The sequence below is a fragment of the Microbacterium martis genome, from assembly GCF_047246685.1.
GTDB lineage: Bacteria > Actinomycetota > Actinomycetes > Actinomycetales > Microbacteriaceae > Microbacterium.
The window spans coordinates 75,704-89,274 of record NZ_JBFOKT010000003.1 but is presented as its reverse complement, the minus strand read 5'-3'; the positions used below and the strand labels follow the sequence as shown (position 1 = coordinate 89,274).

Sequence of the window (13,571 nt, the reverse complement as noted above, 5' to 3'; positions counted from 1 at the left end):
ACGCCCCTTGGCTGAAGGCAAGAAGCTCGTCATCGTCGAGTCCCCGACGAAGATGCGGTCTATTCAGGGATACCTCGGCGACGGCTACGAGGTGCTCAGCTCCGTCGGCCACATCCGCGACCTCGCCGACAAGAAGGACATCCCCGCGGAGGACAAGAAGGCGTACGGCAAGTACTCGATCGACATCGACAACGGCTTCGACCCGTACTACGTCGTGTCCGACCGCAAGACCAAGACGGTGGCCGAGCTCAAGCGCGCGCTGAAGACGGCAGACGAACTCCTGCTCGCCACCGATGAAGACCGCGAGGGCGAGGCCATCGCGTGGCACCTGCTCGAGACGCTGAAGCCCAAGGTCCCGGTCAAGCGCATGGTCTTCCACGAGATCACCAAGGACGCGATCCAGGCGGCCGTCGGCAACACCCGCGAGCTCGATCACGATCTCGTCGATGCCCAGGAGACCCGTCGCATCCTCGACCGCCTCTACGGGTGGGATGTCTCCCCGGTGCTCTGGTACAAGGTCAAGACGGGCATCTCGGCGGGGCGCGTGCAGTCCGCCGCGACGCGCCTCATCGTCGATCGCGAGCGCGAGCGCATGGCCTTCGTGTCGGCGGACTACTGGGACGTCGACGCCGCCGCGGCGGCTGCGGGCTCTTCGGCGGGCTCGGAGGCGCACCGGTTCAAGATCCGACTCGTCCGCGTCGACGGCGGGCAGCTCGCGCGGGGCACCGACTTCGACGACACCGGGAAGCTCAAGAAGGCCGTCGTCGTCCTCGACGAGGCCACGGCGACCGCTCTCGCGCAGTCGATCGACGCCGTGGGTGCGGGAACCGTCACGAAGGTCGAGGCGAAGCCCGGCACTCGCAGCCCCTACGCGCCGTTCACGACCTCGACCATGCAGCAGGAGGCCGGCCGCAAGCTCTCGATGGGGGCGAAGCAGGCGATGAGTGTCGCGCAGCGTCTGTACGAGAAGGGGTACATCACCTATATGCGCACCGACTCCACGTCGCTCAGCACCCAGGCGGTGCAGGCGGCGCGGAGCCAGGCGGTGGCCCTCTACGGCGACGCGGCCGTGCCGCTGAAGCCGCGGGTCTACAAGTCCAAGAGCAAGAACGCGCAGGAGGCGCACGAGGCGATCCGGCCGTCGGGCGACAACTTCCGCACCCCGGCGTCGCTCTCCGCGGAACTCGATCGCGACGAGCAGCGCCTGTACGACCTGATCTGGAAGCGCACGGTCGCCAGCCAGATGGCCGACGCGAAGTACGAGACGACGACCGTCACGATCGCGGTCACCGCCGACGGTCGCCTGGCCGAGTTCACCGCATCGGGAACCGTCTACACCTTCAAGGGCTTCCTCGAGGCGTACGAGGAGGGTCGCGATGAGAAGCGCGGCGACGCCGACGCGGTCGAGAACCAGTCGCTCCCGGCGGTCGCCGTGGGCGACGAGCTCGCCGTGTCGGATGCCGAGGCCAAGGGCCACCGCACCACGCCGAAGCCCCGCTACACCGAGGCATCTCTGGTGAAGGTGCTCGAGGAGAAGGGCATCGGCCGCCCGTCGACCTTCGCCTCGATCCCCGAGACGATCCTCGACCGCGGCTACGCGGTGAAGCGCGGCCAGGCCCTCGTCCCCACCTGGCTCGCCTTCAGCGTGGTGCGGCTGCTCGAAGAGCACTTCGCCGACCTCGTGGACTACGACTTCACCGCGGCTCTCGAAGACGACCTCGACACGATCGCGCGCGGCGAGCGGAACCGTGTGGAGTGGCTGAAGTCGTTCTACTTCGGATCGGAGTCGCAGGTCGGCCTGCGTCAGGTCGTCGACAATGTCGGCGAGATCGACGCCCGCGCGCTGAACTCCACCCGCATCACCGACACGGCCACCCTGCGCTTCGGCAAGTACGGCCCCTACCTCGAGGTCGCCGATCCGGCCGACCCCGACGCGAAGCCCCGCATCGTCAACGTTCCCGAAGACCTGGCACCCGACGAGCTGACGGCCGCCAAGGCGCAGGAGCTCATCGACGCCCCCGTCGCCGGTGATCGCGTGCTGGGGGAGAACCCGGAGAACGGCAAGATCGTCGTCGTCAAGGACGGTCGCTTCGGCCCGTACGTGCAGGAGAACGATCCGGTTCCCGACGACGCCGAGGTCGACGAGGCGACCGGCGAGATCGTCGCTCCACAGGCGGAATCCGGTGCGAAGGGCAGGCGCGGCGCCAAGAAGGAGGCCGCCCCGAAGCCGCGGACGGCCTCGTTGTTCCGCTCGATGTCGGTCGACACGATCGAGCTCGACACGGCTCTGCAGCTGCTGAGCCTGCCGCGCGTGGTCGGCGTCGACCCCGAATCGGGAGACGAGATCACCGCGCAGAACGGACGCTTCGGGCCCTACCTGAAGAAGGGCACCGACTCGCGGTCGCTCGAGAGCGAGTCGCAGATCTTCGATGTGACCCTCGAGCAGGCGCTCGAGATCTATGCGCAGCCGAAGTACGGCGCCCGTCGCGCCTCGAGCGCGCTCGTCGAGTTCGACGCCGATCCGGTGAGCGGCAAGCCGATCCGCATCCGCGACGGTCGATTCGGAGCGTACGTCACCGACGGCGAGACGAACGTCACCATCCCACGCGGGCAGAAGGTCGAAGACATCACCTTCGAGGTCGCGGTGCAGATGCTCGCCGACAAGCGGGCGAAGGGACCGGCCCCGAAGCGCGGATCCCGCTCGAGCGCGGCCAAGAAGCCCGCAGCGAAGAAGACGTCGGCCGCGAAGGCACCCGCCGCGAAGACGACCGCGAAGCCGGCGGCGAAGAAGACGGCGGCGAAGAAGCCGGCGGCGAAGAAGACGGATGCCGCGACGGCCGCCGCGCGTTCGGCAGCTGCCAAGAAGGCTGCGGCGACCCGGGCGAGGAACGCGGCGGCGAAGGCGGACTCGTGACCGCAGGTCCCGGTACGTGGATCACGCTCGAAGGCGGCGACGGCTCGGGCAAGACCACGCAGTCGAACCTGCTCGCGCGCTGGCTGACGGAGTCCGGCCGCACCGTCGTACGCACCCGTGAGCCCGGCGGCTCGGAGGTCGGGCAGCTGATCCGCGACATCGTGCTGCACCACCGTGGCGACATCGCGCCGCGGGCGGAGGCGCTGCTGTACGCGGCCGATCGCGCTCACCACGTGTCGACCGTCGTCCGCCCCGCCCTCGAGCGCGGCGAGGTCGTGCTGCAGGACCGCTACCTCGACTCCTCGGTCGCGTACCAGGGCGCGGGGCGTGTGCTCGACGCGACCGAGATTCGCGACCTGTCGCTCTGGGCGGCCGAGGGGGCGCTGCCCGACCTGACCGTTCTGCTCGACCTCGACCCCCGGGCCGCGCGGGAGCGCCTCGACTCCGACGACAAGCCCTTCGACCGGTTGGAGGCCGAGAAGGCCGAGTTCCACGGTCGCGTCCGCGACGGTTATCTGACCCTCGCCGCCGCGGAGCCCGAGCGGTTCCTGGTCATCGACGCCGCAGCATCCGCCGACGAGATCGCCGCCCGTATCCGCACCCGCGTCGAGGCACTGCTCGCCACCCGCTGATCACCCATGCCCCGCCGCCCCCTTGGGCGGCCGTGGGGGATGCTGATGCCACAGGCGCCCCGGAGGTGGCGCCTCTGGTCGCTCGCGCCGTCATGGAGCGACGATATGCGCCACCTGGCGGCGGCTGCCTGGCCAGGTGCGGCCGGTGTCGGTGCTCCCGATTAGAGTGAGGACATGCCCCAGACCGTCGCCGCCCCGTTCCCCTGGGGCGATGTGTGGGGGCAGGACGCGGCGGTCGAGACGCTCCGGGCCGCGGCATCCGATCCCGAGGCGCTCTCGCACGCCTGGCTCATCACCGGACCGCCGGGCTCAGGCCGTTCGACGCTCGCGCACGCCTTCGCCGCCGCGCTGATCGCCGACCACCCCGACGACGAGGCGACCATGCGTCAGGTCCTGGCGGGCACCCACCCCGACGTCACCGCGCTGCGCACCGACAAGGTCATCATCACGATCGCCGAGGCGCGGGCGCTCGTCGAACGCTCCTACTTCGCGCCGTCGGCGGGTCGATATCGGGTGATCGTGGTCGAAGACGCCGATCGCATGGTCGAGCGCACGTCGAACGTGCTGCTCAAAGCCCTCGAGGAGCCCCCCGACCAGACCGTGTGGATCCTGTGCGCGCCGAGCGAGGCCGACCTGCTGCCCACCATCCGTTCGCGCGTGCGCTCGCTGCGACTGCGCGAACCGGATGCCGCCGACGTCGCGCGCCTGATCAGCCTGCGAACCGGAGTCGACGCCGCCGTCGCCGAACAGGCCGCTCGTCACGCTCAGCGCCACATCGGAATGGCCCAGCGGTTGGCCACCGACGAGTCGGCGCGCCGTCGACGCGACGACACGCTGCGCTCGGTCCTCAGCGTGCGCGGCGTGGGAGACGCCGTCGAGGTGGCCGGTCGCATCATCCAGGCCGCGACCGAAGATGCGAAGGCCCTCACTGCGGAGCGCGACGCCGAAGAGCGCTCCTCGCTCCTTCGCACCGTCGGCATCGCCGAGGGGCAGGCTGTGCCGCCGGCGCTGCGCACGCAGCTCAGCGCGCTCGAAGACGACCAGAAGAAGCGGGCCACCCGCAGCCTGCGCGACGGGATCGACCGGGTGCTGACCGACCTGCAGTCGCTCTTCCGCGATGTCGTGATGCTGCAGTTCGGCCAAGGCGACGACCTGATCAACAGCGAACTGCGCCCGGAGCTGGCCGCCCTGGCGTCCGCCTGGCCGGCGGCGCGTACTCTTGTCGTGCTGGACCACCTTGCCGAGACGCGGCAGTCGCTGGAGCGCAACGTCGCCCCGCTGCTCGCCCTGGAGAGCTTGCTCGTGACGATCGCGAGCGGAAGGAAACCGTGAGACACCGATCGACTTCGCGCTTCCGGCGTGCCGTCGCCCTCGTGGCGGGCCTGGCAGCGGCATCCGTCGCCCTCTCGGGCTGCCTGTATGCGATGATCCCCGAGCAGGCCGCGCCGCGGCCGTCGTCGACGCAGGCGCCCGATACCGAGGGCGTCGCCGCCGACCTCCTTCCGTACTACTCGCAGACCCTCGAGTGGAGCGGATGCGGCACCGGCTTCGACTGCACCGAGGTGACCGCCCCGCTCGATTGGGAGAACCCGGCGAACGGCGAGATCACGCTCTCGGTGGTGCGCCATCAGGCGGAGGGGACCGCCCTCGGCTCGCTGCTCACCAACCCGGGCGGACCGGGCTCGAGCGGGGTCGACTTCATCCTGAACAGCCTCGACTTCGTCGTCGGAGCCGACGTGATCCAGAACTACGACGTGATCGGCTTCGATCCGCGGGGTGTGGGTGCGTCGACCGCGGTCACCTGCTACGACGCGGCCGAGATGGACGAGTACCTCTACGGCATCCCGAGCGCGAAGCGGGGGACGGCCGAGTGGGAGGCGCAGCTGCTCGACGCCCACGAAGCCTTCGCGGAGGCGTGCGATGCGAACAGCGGCGGCATCCTGCCTTACATCACGACGGTCAACTCCGCCCGCGACATGGACCTGATCCGCGCGGTGCTGGGCGACACGCAGCTCAACTACCTCGGGTACTCCTACGGGACCTTCCTCGGCGCGACGTACGCCGAGCTGTACCCCGAGAAGACCGGGCGTCTCGTGCTCGACGGCGCCGTCGACCCGTCGATCCCGGGACTCGAGGTCGGGGCGACCCAGGCGCTGGGCTTCGAATCGGCGCTGCGCGCCTACATGCAGCACTGTCTCGACTCGCGCGGCTGCCCGTTCAACGGATCGGTCGACGAAGCCATGGTCGATCTCGGTGCGCTCCTCGCCAGCGCCGATCGGACTCCGCTGAGGAACGGCGACGGGCGACTCATGGGGGCCGATGCGCTGCTGACGGCCATCATCTATCCGCTGTACTCCGAGGAGAGCTGGGACTACCTGACGCAGGCCCTGACCGAGGCCCTCCAGGGCGATCCCACGACGGCATTCCTCCTGGCCGACGGGTACAACGGCCGGGAGAACGGCGTCTACGTCGACAACTCGTCAGAGGCGTTCCGCGCCTACAACTGCATGGACTACCCGCTCGAAGACGATCCGGCCGCGGCGGAGGCGACCGAGGCGCGGATCGCCGAGGGTGCACCGACCCTCGCGCCGTATTGGACCGGGCCGGATGCGTGCGAGGTGTGGCCCTACCCGCCGACCGGCACCCGGGGCGCGATCGCGGCCGACGGAGCCGGTCCCATCGTGGTCGTCGGAACGACCAACGACCCCGCGACGCCGTACGAATGGTCGGAGTCGCTGGCCGCTCAGCTGCAGGAGGGCGTGCTCATCACCCGCGTCGGAGAAGGACACACCGGATACAACAAGGGCAACGCCTGCGTCGATGAGGCGGTCGAGGCCTATCTGATCGACGACCTGGTGCCGGAAGACGGCCTGCGCTGCGAGTGACGCACCGGATCGCGGCGCCCGCTCGATTCGCGACCGGGCACGAGACAGGGTAATATCGGTGATCGCGCCGCTCACGCGTCGCACGCCGCTTTAGCTCAGTCGGCAGAGCATTTCACTCGTAATGAAAAGGTCGTCAGTTCGATTCTGACAAGCGGCTCCGAGGGCCCCGTGATGCGAAGAACATCACGGGGCCTTTCCTCGTCTGCGCGGCGTACTCTCGAAGCATGAGCCGAGCCCTCCTCATCGTCGACGTGCAGAACGACTTCACCGAGGGCGGTGCCCTCGCCGTCACGGGCGGCGACGCCGTCGCATCCGCCATCTCCGAGTTCCTCGACGCGCATGCGAACGACTACGCCGTCATCGTCGCGTCGCGTGACTGGCACCATGCCGAGGGCGACAACGACGGGCACTTCCATGAGACGCCGGACTACGTCGACACGTGGCCTCCGCACTGCGTCGCCGGAACCGCGGGCGCCGAGTACGACCCGCTCCTGACCGTGCACCCCGTGACGCATCATGTGCGCAAGGGGCAGGGAAGCCCGGCCTATTCGATGTTCGATGGCGTGACCGACGAGGGATCGACCGTGGGCGCCGTGCTGAGCGAGGCCGGCGTGCTCGGCGCCGACGTCGTCGGCATCGCCACCGATCACTGCGTGCGCGCGTCTGCCCTCGACGCCATCGCGCACGGCGTGCAGGTGCGGGTCTTCACCGACCTCGTCGCCGGCGTCGGTGCGGAGTCGAGCGAAGCGGCGCTCGCCGAGCTCGCGCACGCCGGCGCGCAGCTGCTCGAGAGCGTCGACGCGTGAGCCGCAGCGTCCTGCTGCTGCGCGCCGTGAACGTCAGCGGCCGCAACAGCGTGCCGATGGCCCGGCTGCGGGAGGTCCTGGCGACCGAGACCGATCTCGCCGATGTGTCGACCTACATCGCCAGCGGGAACATCGTCTGCGCGACGCCCCCCGACACCGCCGCTGCCTGCGAGACCGTGCGGAGGGCCATCGCCCACGAGTTCGGTGTCGACACCCCGGTGGTGCACCGCTCGCACGATCAGCTCGTCGAATCGGAGCGGGCGCAGCCCTTCCCCGAGGGAGAGGCGAAGTACGTGCACGCCATGTTCCTGGCCGGGCCGGCGCGGCCGGGCGCCGTCGCCGCGCTGCGAGAGCGTCTGCAGCCCGGCGAGCGACTCGACCTCGTCGGCGACGATCTGTGGATCGACTACGGCGATGGCGGGGTGGCCTCCTCGAAGCTCACCCGTTCGGTGCTCGATCGCGCCCTCGGAGTCGACGGCACCGCCCGCAATCTGCGAACGGTCCGCCGGCTGATCGAGTTGACCGCATGAACGGAGCGGATGCCGTCGAGCTGCGCTTCCCGTTCTCCGGACGGTGGCTGGTGCAGAACAGCCCGGCATCCCGCGTTCCCAGTCACGGCACGGGGCTCTTCGGCACGTCGCACGCGATCGACTTCGTTCCTCTCGGAGCGGACGGCCGACGGGCGCGGCGGTCGATCGCGAGCCTGCTCGGCACCGAGCCGGCGAACATCTTCGCGGGATTCGGTAAGCGCGTGCTCGCCCCGGTCTCGGGCCAGGTGATCGTGGCGGTCGACGGCGAAGAAGATCACGTGGCCCGCCGGTCGGCGTTCTCCCTCCTGAGCTATGCCCTCACGCAGCGCTCGCGCATCCGCCGGGGAGCGGCGGCCATCGCGGGCAATCATGTCGCGATCTCGGCGGGTTCCGCGATCGTCCTCATCGCCCATCTGCGGGCAGGCAGCATCCTCGTGCGGCGGGGCCAGCACGTCGCTGCCGGTGAGCCGATCGGGGAGTGCGGCAACTCCGGCAACAGCACCGAACCGCATGTGCACGTTCAGGTGTCGGAGTCGCTCGAGCGAGACGCGCGCGGCATCCCGCTGGTCTTCCGCCATCCGGACGGCCGCGTCCGGGTGCCGGCGAACGGAGAGATCGTCGATGCCGGATGACGGCCGCGTCAGACGTGTGCGTCGCCGAAGACGGCGCTCGCCGCTGCGGGCGGAACGTGCGGATGCGCCTGCAGGTCGACGCGCCGGACGGCGCAGGACGCGCAGCGCACGTACAGCACTGTTCCGTCGCTGGTGCGATGCCGCGACTCGACGAGCCAGGCGTGCTCATGAGCTCGGAGAGGGGCGATGCGGGGGACGGGCAGAGTGGGCGGGAAGGTCATGCACCCCAGCGTGATGTAATGCTCTTATGCATCTCAACCCTTACGGTGAGTATGCGGTGCTGCTCGCCGCGTCGCTCGCCAACGACTGGCCGGACGACCGCGACGGCATCGAGAGGCGCACGCTCGAACTCGGCATGACGCAGACCTTCCCGCCGGCATCCGATGATCATGCCCGGGTCAGGGGCGTCATCGACGACTGGCTGCGGATCGTCGACGAAGACGATCCCGACGCGCGGGCCGCGCTCCTGAACGCACAACTCGCCGCCGCCGCCGCGTTTCCGCAGCTCACGAATCACGACGGCGAAGGATGGCACCTGCACTACCGAGACGACGTGCGTTCGCTTCCGTACGTGCTGCGGGCCGTCATCAGCGTCGGGACGTCGCTGCACCTCGTGACGCGGGGGATGGGGCGCCTGGGCCGCTGCCAGGCGGCCCCGTGCACGCGCGTCGTCGCCGATGTGACGCGCAACGGCCGTCAGCGCTTCTGCTCGGTGCGCTGCGCGAATCGTGCGGCGGTGCGGCGTCATCGTGCACGGGGCGCCCGAGGCTGATCAGGCGGTCTGACCGGAGTGCTTGCCTTCGCCGATCTCCTCGACCACCTTGGCGTTGAAGGCGGGCAGGTCGTCGGGTGTGCGGCTGGAGACGAGGCCCTCGTCGACGACCACCTCCTCATCGACCCACGTCGCGCCCGCATTGAGCAGGTCGGTCCGCAGGCTCGGGTAGCTCGTCAGCGTGCGACCGTCGACGACGCCGGCTTCGATGAGGATCCAGGCGCCGTGGCAGATCACGCCGACGGGCTTGTGCTGCTCGAAGAAGGCCCGCGCGAGGTCGATCGACGGCTGGTCGAGACGGAGGTGGTCGGCGTTCACGACGCCTCCCGGAAGCACAAGCGCATCGAACTGCTCGGCCGATGCATCGCCGGCCGTCAGGTCGACCGACTGCTCATGCCCGTTCTTCCCCGTGATCTTCCCGCTCTCGGGCGCGATCATCGTGGCGCTGGCGCCCTCCGCCGTCACGGCCTCCCACGGGCTGGTCAGCTCGCTGTCTTCGAATCCGTCCGTCGCCAGGAAGGCCACTCGGCTGCCGGTGAGAGTCATCGTTCGTCCTTTCGTGGGGAGTGTCGTCCTCGGATTCCCGGGGACGACACGACCCTCCCGCCTACCGCCGCGGACGAGAAGGGGGTGGCCGGACGGGCCTCGCAGTGATACCGGCGGATCAGGGGTGGGCCCCGTGCCGTCGCTCGTCATGGCCGACGATCGCCAATTCCTTCCCATACGCTCGTATGTCGCGATGGCATGGCAGTTCCGGCATCGTACGTCGCATCTTCCGATGCTCACGCCTCTGCTGGTAATACGCTCGTGAGGAGCTGCGGTTGCACGCTCGGCACGCTTCTTGGCGTCCGTCGGCGCGAGAAGACTTCCGGTTGAATTCTGTGAGCGGTGTGAGCTCCGCGCAGGTGCAGCAGCGCTTCATCGTCGGGTCGGGGTGCGTGATCCGCTCATCTGTCTCCCCGCCCCGGTCGTGGAAGGGATGCTATCGATAGCCTCCGACACCGGGACGAGCGTCTGGCCGGGTCGGTCGAACGGGGTGGGCCCTGTGGGGATCGAACCCACAACCCGCGGATTAACGTGCCACTTCGACTTTCGCCGCCGCCGGTGGGCGTTCGTGGTCTGGACTGTCCCTTCACCCTGGCTCTCGCTGTAGGTGCCACCCGTCCAGTCTCTACACCTTCCGGACCGGGGTCCGGCTTGGCTCGGGATTGCCATCTGGTCTCCCAGGAAGGGTTCCCCGACTTTGAGTGGTGTCATCCCCGAGGTTTCCCCCGAGGCGCTCCTATTCTGTTGAAGTCCGCTGCTCTGCCAATTGAGCTAAAGGCCCGTGCTGCCAGTCTAGTGGGCACGAGAAGGGGCCGCCGATGAACACCATCACCGGCGGCCCCTTCTCCCTTCCCCGCCCCTCCCCCTCGGTGGGGGAAGGCGCTGACGGGCGTCCCTACCCGTCAGGGTGCCCCGCGCTTACTGCGCCGGGGGCATCAGGACCGTGTCGATGAGGTACACGGTCGCGTTCGCGGTCTGGACTCCACCGCAGATGACGTTGGCGTCGTTGACCATCCACTCGTCCCCGCTGCCGGTCACCTCGAGGTCGGCGCCCTGCACGGTGGTGTGCATGCCGGCGATGTCCTCGGGGGCGATCTGGCCGGGAACCACGTGGTAGGTCAGGATCGAGCTCAGCGTGGCGCTGTCGGTCTTGAGGCCCTCGATGGTCGCCGGGTCGATCTTCGCGAAGGCGTCGTCGACGGGCGCGAAGACGGTGAACTCGTCGCCGTTGAGAGTGTCGACCAGGTTGACGTCGGGGTTGAGCTGTCCGCTGACCGCCGCGACGAGGGTCTTCAACAGCGGGTTGTTCGAGGCGGCCACGGCGACCGGGTCCTTCGACATGCCCTCGACCGAGCCTGCGCCGTCCGGCACCGCCTCGGCGTACGCCGCGCAGCCGGGGCCGACGAGGTTCATCGCCGGGTCCATCGTCTCGGGCGCGGCCTCGGAGGTCTCGGGCGCCATCGGCTCGGTCGACTCCTCGGCGGTAGTGCTGCCCATCGAACAGGCGGACAGCAGGAACGCGCTCGCCAGCGTGAGGGTGACTGCTGCGGTGACCTTCTTCTTGGTGCTGAACATCTCGAGCTCCTTCAGAGACTTCGGCCACGGCCTCTCCGTGGCGTCGACATCTGTTCGGAGCCCCTGCGGCATCGGATGGGAGGAATTTCGCATCGATCGATGCGGACGGCCTTCTCCCGCGCAGAATCGGGGCGCATTCGCTCACGATCAGGTGACGGCTGCCGGGATATCGACCGTTATACGGCATGCTGGAGGGGATGGTCATCGACGGAATGGACGTGCCCGAGGACGGCACGGCGAGCGATGCGGTCGCCGAACTCCTCGTGCGCATCGCGGACGGCGACCAGCGCGCCTTCGCCGAGCTGTACGACAGCCTCTCCGCACGGGTCTTCGGACTCATCCTCCGCGTGGTGGTCAATCGCTCCCAGAGCGAGGAGGTGCTGCAGGAGGTCTTTCTCGAGATCTGGCAATCCGCTTCGCGCTTCGCTCCGAACAGAGGGCAAGGAAGAGCCTGGGTGATGACGATGGCACATCGTCGGGCCGTGGACCGGGTGCGCGCATCCCAGTCCAGTGCGGACCGTGACGTGCGGGCAGGACTGAGAGACATCGGGGTGGCGCACGACAGTGTCGCCGAGCAGGTGGAGCTCGGGATCGACGGCGGCAAGGTCGTCGAGGCGCTCACGGGTCTGCCCGAAGTGCAGCGCGAGGCGCTCGTCCTCGCGTATTACGGCGGTTACAGTCAGAACGAGATTTCGGCGCTCGTCGGAGCGCCATTGGGGACGATCAAGACACGGATGCGAGACGGACTCAGCCGTCTTCGAGCAGCCATGGGGGTGACAGCATGAACGAGCAGGAATTCGCGGAACTCGCGGCCGGTGCCGCGCTCGACGCGCTGTCGCCCGACGACGAGCGGCGCTTCCGCGACGCACTCGACCGTCATGCCGAATGGCGCGCGATCGCCGAGGCGGATGCCGAGACCGCGGTGGCCCTGTCGGCGGCCGCGGCTCCCGCGGCTCCGCCCGCCGGCATCCGCGCCGCGCTGCTCGCGCAGATCGCTGAGACGCCGCAGGAGGGCGTCGCAGCGCCCGCGCCGAACCGTCGCTGGACGCGCGTGGTGTTCGCGCTCGCCGCGTGCCTCGCTCTCCTCGTCGGTGTCGGCATCGCGGCGGTCGCCATCAACGGGCAGCTGAACCGACCGGCGTCGGTGATCGCGCTGGAGGAGATCCAGGCGTCATCGGATGCCGAGCAGGCCACGGTCGAACTGCCCGACGGCGGGTCGGCCACCGCTCACTGGTCGGCCTCGACCGGCACCGCGGTGCTCGTCACCGACGGCATCCCGGCTCCGGCCGACGGCAAGACCTACGAGCTCTGGTTCGTCCGGGGGGAGTCGGCCATTCCGGCGGGCGTCTTCGACGTCGACGACGGCCGTGCGACGGCGGCGCTCGACGGAGACATGCAGGCCGGCGACGTCATCGCCGTCACGGTGGAGCAGGCCGGAGGATCACCCACCGGGACCCCGACGAGCGACCCGTTCATCGTCATCCCGACGGCCTGAGCGCCCCCGAACGCGGGTAGCCTGGTTCGATGCCCGAGCAGCATCACCGCCCCGTCCGTCGGCCCACCAGCGCCTTCGACAACATCGTCGGCGCGCACGATCCCGCCGAGGAGACGCGGGTCGCCCATGCCACGGCATCCGCTCTGCTCACCCGCGTACGGGCGGACGAGAGCGGCGCCAGCGCCGAGCGCCTCGTCGCCTTCACCGCCGAGCACGGCATCGACGAGATCGCCGAACTGTGGGCGAAGGCGCCGTCGCGCACGCTGCCGGGAGCGCTCTGGCGGCTCTACGTTCTGCAGCTCGCCATCCACGGAGATCCGCGCACGGCCGCGCTGCTGTACGAACGCGGCCGCGTCGAACTGCCCTCGGCGGATGCCGTCATCGCCGGGGCACCGGTGCCGGCCGACCCCGACGAACTGGTCGCCCTCATCGACACGATCCTCCGCGGCGCCTTCCGCGGCGACTTCGCGGTCGCGCTCGACCGCGCGGCGGCCTTCTGTCGCGTGCAGGCGTCGGGTGCCACGCACCTCGCCGACGACTACGAGGCGACGGAGCCTGCGCGGGCCAGCGAATTGACGACGCGGGCGCTGCGGCTCAGCAGCTACGGGCAGGATCTCTCGGCCGCGGCGGTGCTGTGGCGGATGGGTTCGCTGGCCTGAGGTTTCGGCCCGAGGCTTCGGCCTGCGCCCGGAAAGAAGAAGACCGGGCCGCAAGAACGCCTCTCGGCGGAAGGCCGCTCGAAGCGGCGAATATTGGAGCCCGGGGTTATGCGGCCCGGCCTGTC

General features: G+C 69.5%; 14 protein-coding genes and 1 tRNA gene. 12 read left to right on the top strand and 3 right to left on the bottom strand.

The window, feature by feature from the left end; genetic code table 11:
* The first annotated feature begins 7 nt into the window (after positions 1-7).
* The 8 genes from topA (at position 8) to AB3M90_RS13975 (ending at position 8,399) form a co-directional block, all read left to right on the top strand.
* The gene (topA, locus tag AB3M90_RS14010; RefSeq protein ID WP_412952953.1) at positions 8-2,914 is read left to right on the top strand and encodes a type I DNA topoisomerase; all 2,907 of its coding nucleotides are present in this window, start codon (positions 8-10) and stop codon (positions 2,912-2,914) included.
* Entirely contained in the window at positions 2,911-3,546 is a 636-nt protein-coding gene (gene tmk, locus AB3M90_RS14005) for a dTMP kinase (protein WP_412952950.1), read from the top strand. The genes topA and tmk overlap by 4 nt, the downstream gene beginning before the upstream one ends.
* Positions 3,547-3,720: 174 nt before the next feature.
* A complete protein-coding gene (locus tag AB3M90_RS14000; RefSeq protein WP_412952948.1) occupies positions 3,721-4,878 on the top strand; it encodes a DNA polymerase III subunit delta' in 1,158 nt (385 codons plus the stop codon).
* Positions 4,875-6,431: an alpha/beta hydrolase gene (locus AB3M90_RS13995; protein ID WP_412952945.1), complete on the top strand. Its 1,557-nt coding sequence runs from the start codon at positions 4,875-4,877 to the stop codon at positions 6,429-6,431. The genes AB3M90_RS14000 and AB3M90_RS13995 overlap by 4 nt, the downstream gene beginning before the upstream one ends.
* Before the next feature lie 84 nt (positions 6,432-6,515).
* Positions 6,516-6,588, top strand: a tRNA-Thr gene (locus AB3M90_RS13990).
* A 67-nt stretch (positions 6,589-6,655) separates the two neighbouring features.
* Entirely contained in the window at positions 6,656-7,237 is a 582-nt protein-coding gene (locus AB3M90_RS13985) for an isochorismatase family protein (protein WP_412952944.1), read from the top strand.
* Entirely contained in the window at positions 7,234-7,767 is a 534-nt protein-coding gene (locus tag AB3M90_RS13980; RefSeq protein WP_412952941.1) for a DUF1697 domain-containing protein, read from the top strand. The genes AB3M90_RS13985 and AB3M90_RS13980 overlap by 4 nt, the downstream gene beginning before the upstream one ends.
* Complete coding sequence (locus AB3M90_RS13975; protein ID WP_412952939.1) at positions 7,764-8,399, top strand: M23 family metallopeptidase; 636 nt, start codon at positions 7,764-7,766, stop codon at positions 8,397-8,399. The genes AB3M90_RS13980 and AB3M90_RS13975 overlap by 4 nt, the downstream gene beginning before the upstream one ends.
* 8 nt (positions 8,400-8,407) lie before the next feature.
* On the opposite strand, the gene AB3M90_RS13970 is transcribed toward AB3M90_RS13975, so the two are convergent.
* A complete protein-coding gene (locus AB3M90_RS13970; protein ID WP_412952936.1) occupies positions 8,408-8,620 on the bottom strand; it encodes a hypothetical protein in 213 nt (70 codons plus the stop codon).
* Positions 8,621-8,646: 26 nt separating this feature from the next.
* Here AB3M90_RS13970 and AB3M90_RS13965 point away from each other — a divergent pair, with 26 nt between their 5' ends.
* A complete protein-coding gene (locus AB3M90_RS13965; protein WP_412952934.1) occupies positions 8,647-9,171 on the top strand; it encodes a CGNR zinc finger domain-containing protein in 525 nt (174 codons plus the stop codon).
* Here AB3M90_RS13965 and AB3M90_RS13960 read toward each other — a convergent pair whose 3' ends face one another.
* Positions 9,172-9,717, bottom strand: coding sequence for a type 1 glutamine amidotransferase domain-containing protein (locus tag AB3M90_RS13960; RefSeq protein ID WP_412952931.1), 546 nt, complete (start codon positions 9,715-9,717; stop codon positions 9,172-9,174).
* Positions 9,718-10,635: 918 nt separating this feature from the next.
* Positions 10,636-11,292, bottom strand: a complete 657-nt coding sequence (locus AB3M90_RS13955) for a fasciclin domain-containing protein (protein ID WP_412952928.1) — start codon at positions 11,290-11,292, stop codon at positions 10,636-10,638.
* A 185-nt stretch (positions 11,293-11,477) separates the two neighbouring features.
* On the opposite strand from AB3M90_RS13955, the gene sigK reads away from it, so the two are divergent.
* The 3 genes from sigK to AB3M90_RS13940 are packed head-to-tail and all read left to right on the top strand — an operon-like array spanning position 11,478 to position 13,446.
* The gene (sigK, locus tag AB3M90_RS13950; RefSeq protein WP_412952925.1) at positions 11,478-12,077 is read left to right on the top strand and encodes an ECF RNA polymerase sigma factor SigK; all 600 of its coding nucleotides are present in this window, start codon (positions 11,478-11,480) and stop codon (positions 12,075-12,077) included.
* Positions 12,074-12,787, top strand: a complete 714-nt coding sequence (locus AB3M90_RS13945; protein WP_412952922.1) for an anti-sigma factor — start codon at positions 12,074-12,076, stop codon at positions 12,785-12,787. Before sigK ends, AB3M90_RS13945 begins: the two co-directional genes overlap by 4 nt.
* Before the next feature lie 29 nt (positions 12,788-12,816).
* A complete protein-coding gene (locus AB3M90_RS13940; RefSeq protein ID WP_412952919.1) occupies positions 12,817-13,446 on the top strand; it encodes a DNA-directed RNA polymerase subunit beta in 630 nt (209 codons plus the stop codon).
* Positions 13,447-13,571: the final 125 nt, after the last annotated feature.

What these genes read in the sequence shown, in the direction of transcription:
- AB3M90_RS14000 (WP_412952948.1), top strand. Translation starts at nt 3,721, where the DNA reads ATGCCCCAGACCGTCGCCGCCCCGTTCCCCTGGGGCGATGTGTGGGGG.
- AB3M90_RS13985 (WP_412952944.1), top strand. Translation starts at nt 6,656, where the DNA reads ATGAGCCGAGCCCTCCTCATCGTCGACGTGCAGAACGACTTCACCGAG.
- AB3M90_RS13975 (WP_412952939.1), top strand. Translation starts at nt 7,764, where the DNA reads ATGAACGGAGCGGATGCCGTCGAGCTGCGCTTCCCGTTCTCCGGACGG.
- AB3M90_RS13970 (WP_412952936.1), bottom strand. Translation starts at nt 8,620, where the DNA reads ATGACCTTCCCGCCCACTCTGCCCGTCCCCCGCATCGCCCCTCTCCGA.
- AB3M90_RS13965 (WP_412952934.1), top strand. Translation starts at nt 8,647, where the DNA reads ATGCATCTCAACCCTTACGGTGAGTATGCGGTGCTGCTCGCCGCGTCG.
- AB3M90_RS13960 (WP_412952931.1), bottom strand. Translation starts at nt 9,717, where the DNA reads ATGACTCTCACCGGCAGCCGAGTGGCCTTCCTGGCGACGGACGGATTC.
- AB3M90_RS13955 (WP_412952928.1), bottom strand. Translation starts at nt 11,292, where the DNA reads ATGTTCAGCACCAAGAAGAAGGTCACCGCAGCAGTCACCCTCACGCTG.
- sigK (WP_412952925.1), top strand. Translation starts at nt 11,478, where the DNA reads ATGCTGGAGGGGATGGTCATCGACGGAATGGACGTGCCCGAGGACGGC.
- AB3M90_RS13945 (WP_412952922.1), top strand. Translation starts at nt 12,074, where the DNA reads ATGAACGAGCAGGAATTCGCGGAACTCGCGGCCGGTGCCGCGCTCGAC.
- AB3M90_RS13940 (WP_412952919.1), top strand. Translation starts at nt 12,817, where the DNA reads ATGCCCGAGCAGCATCACCGCCCCGTCCGTCGGCCCACCAGCGCCTTC.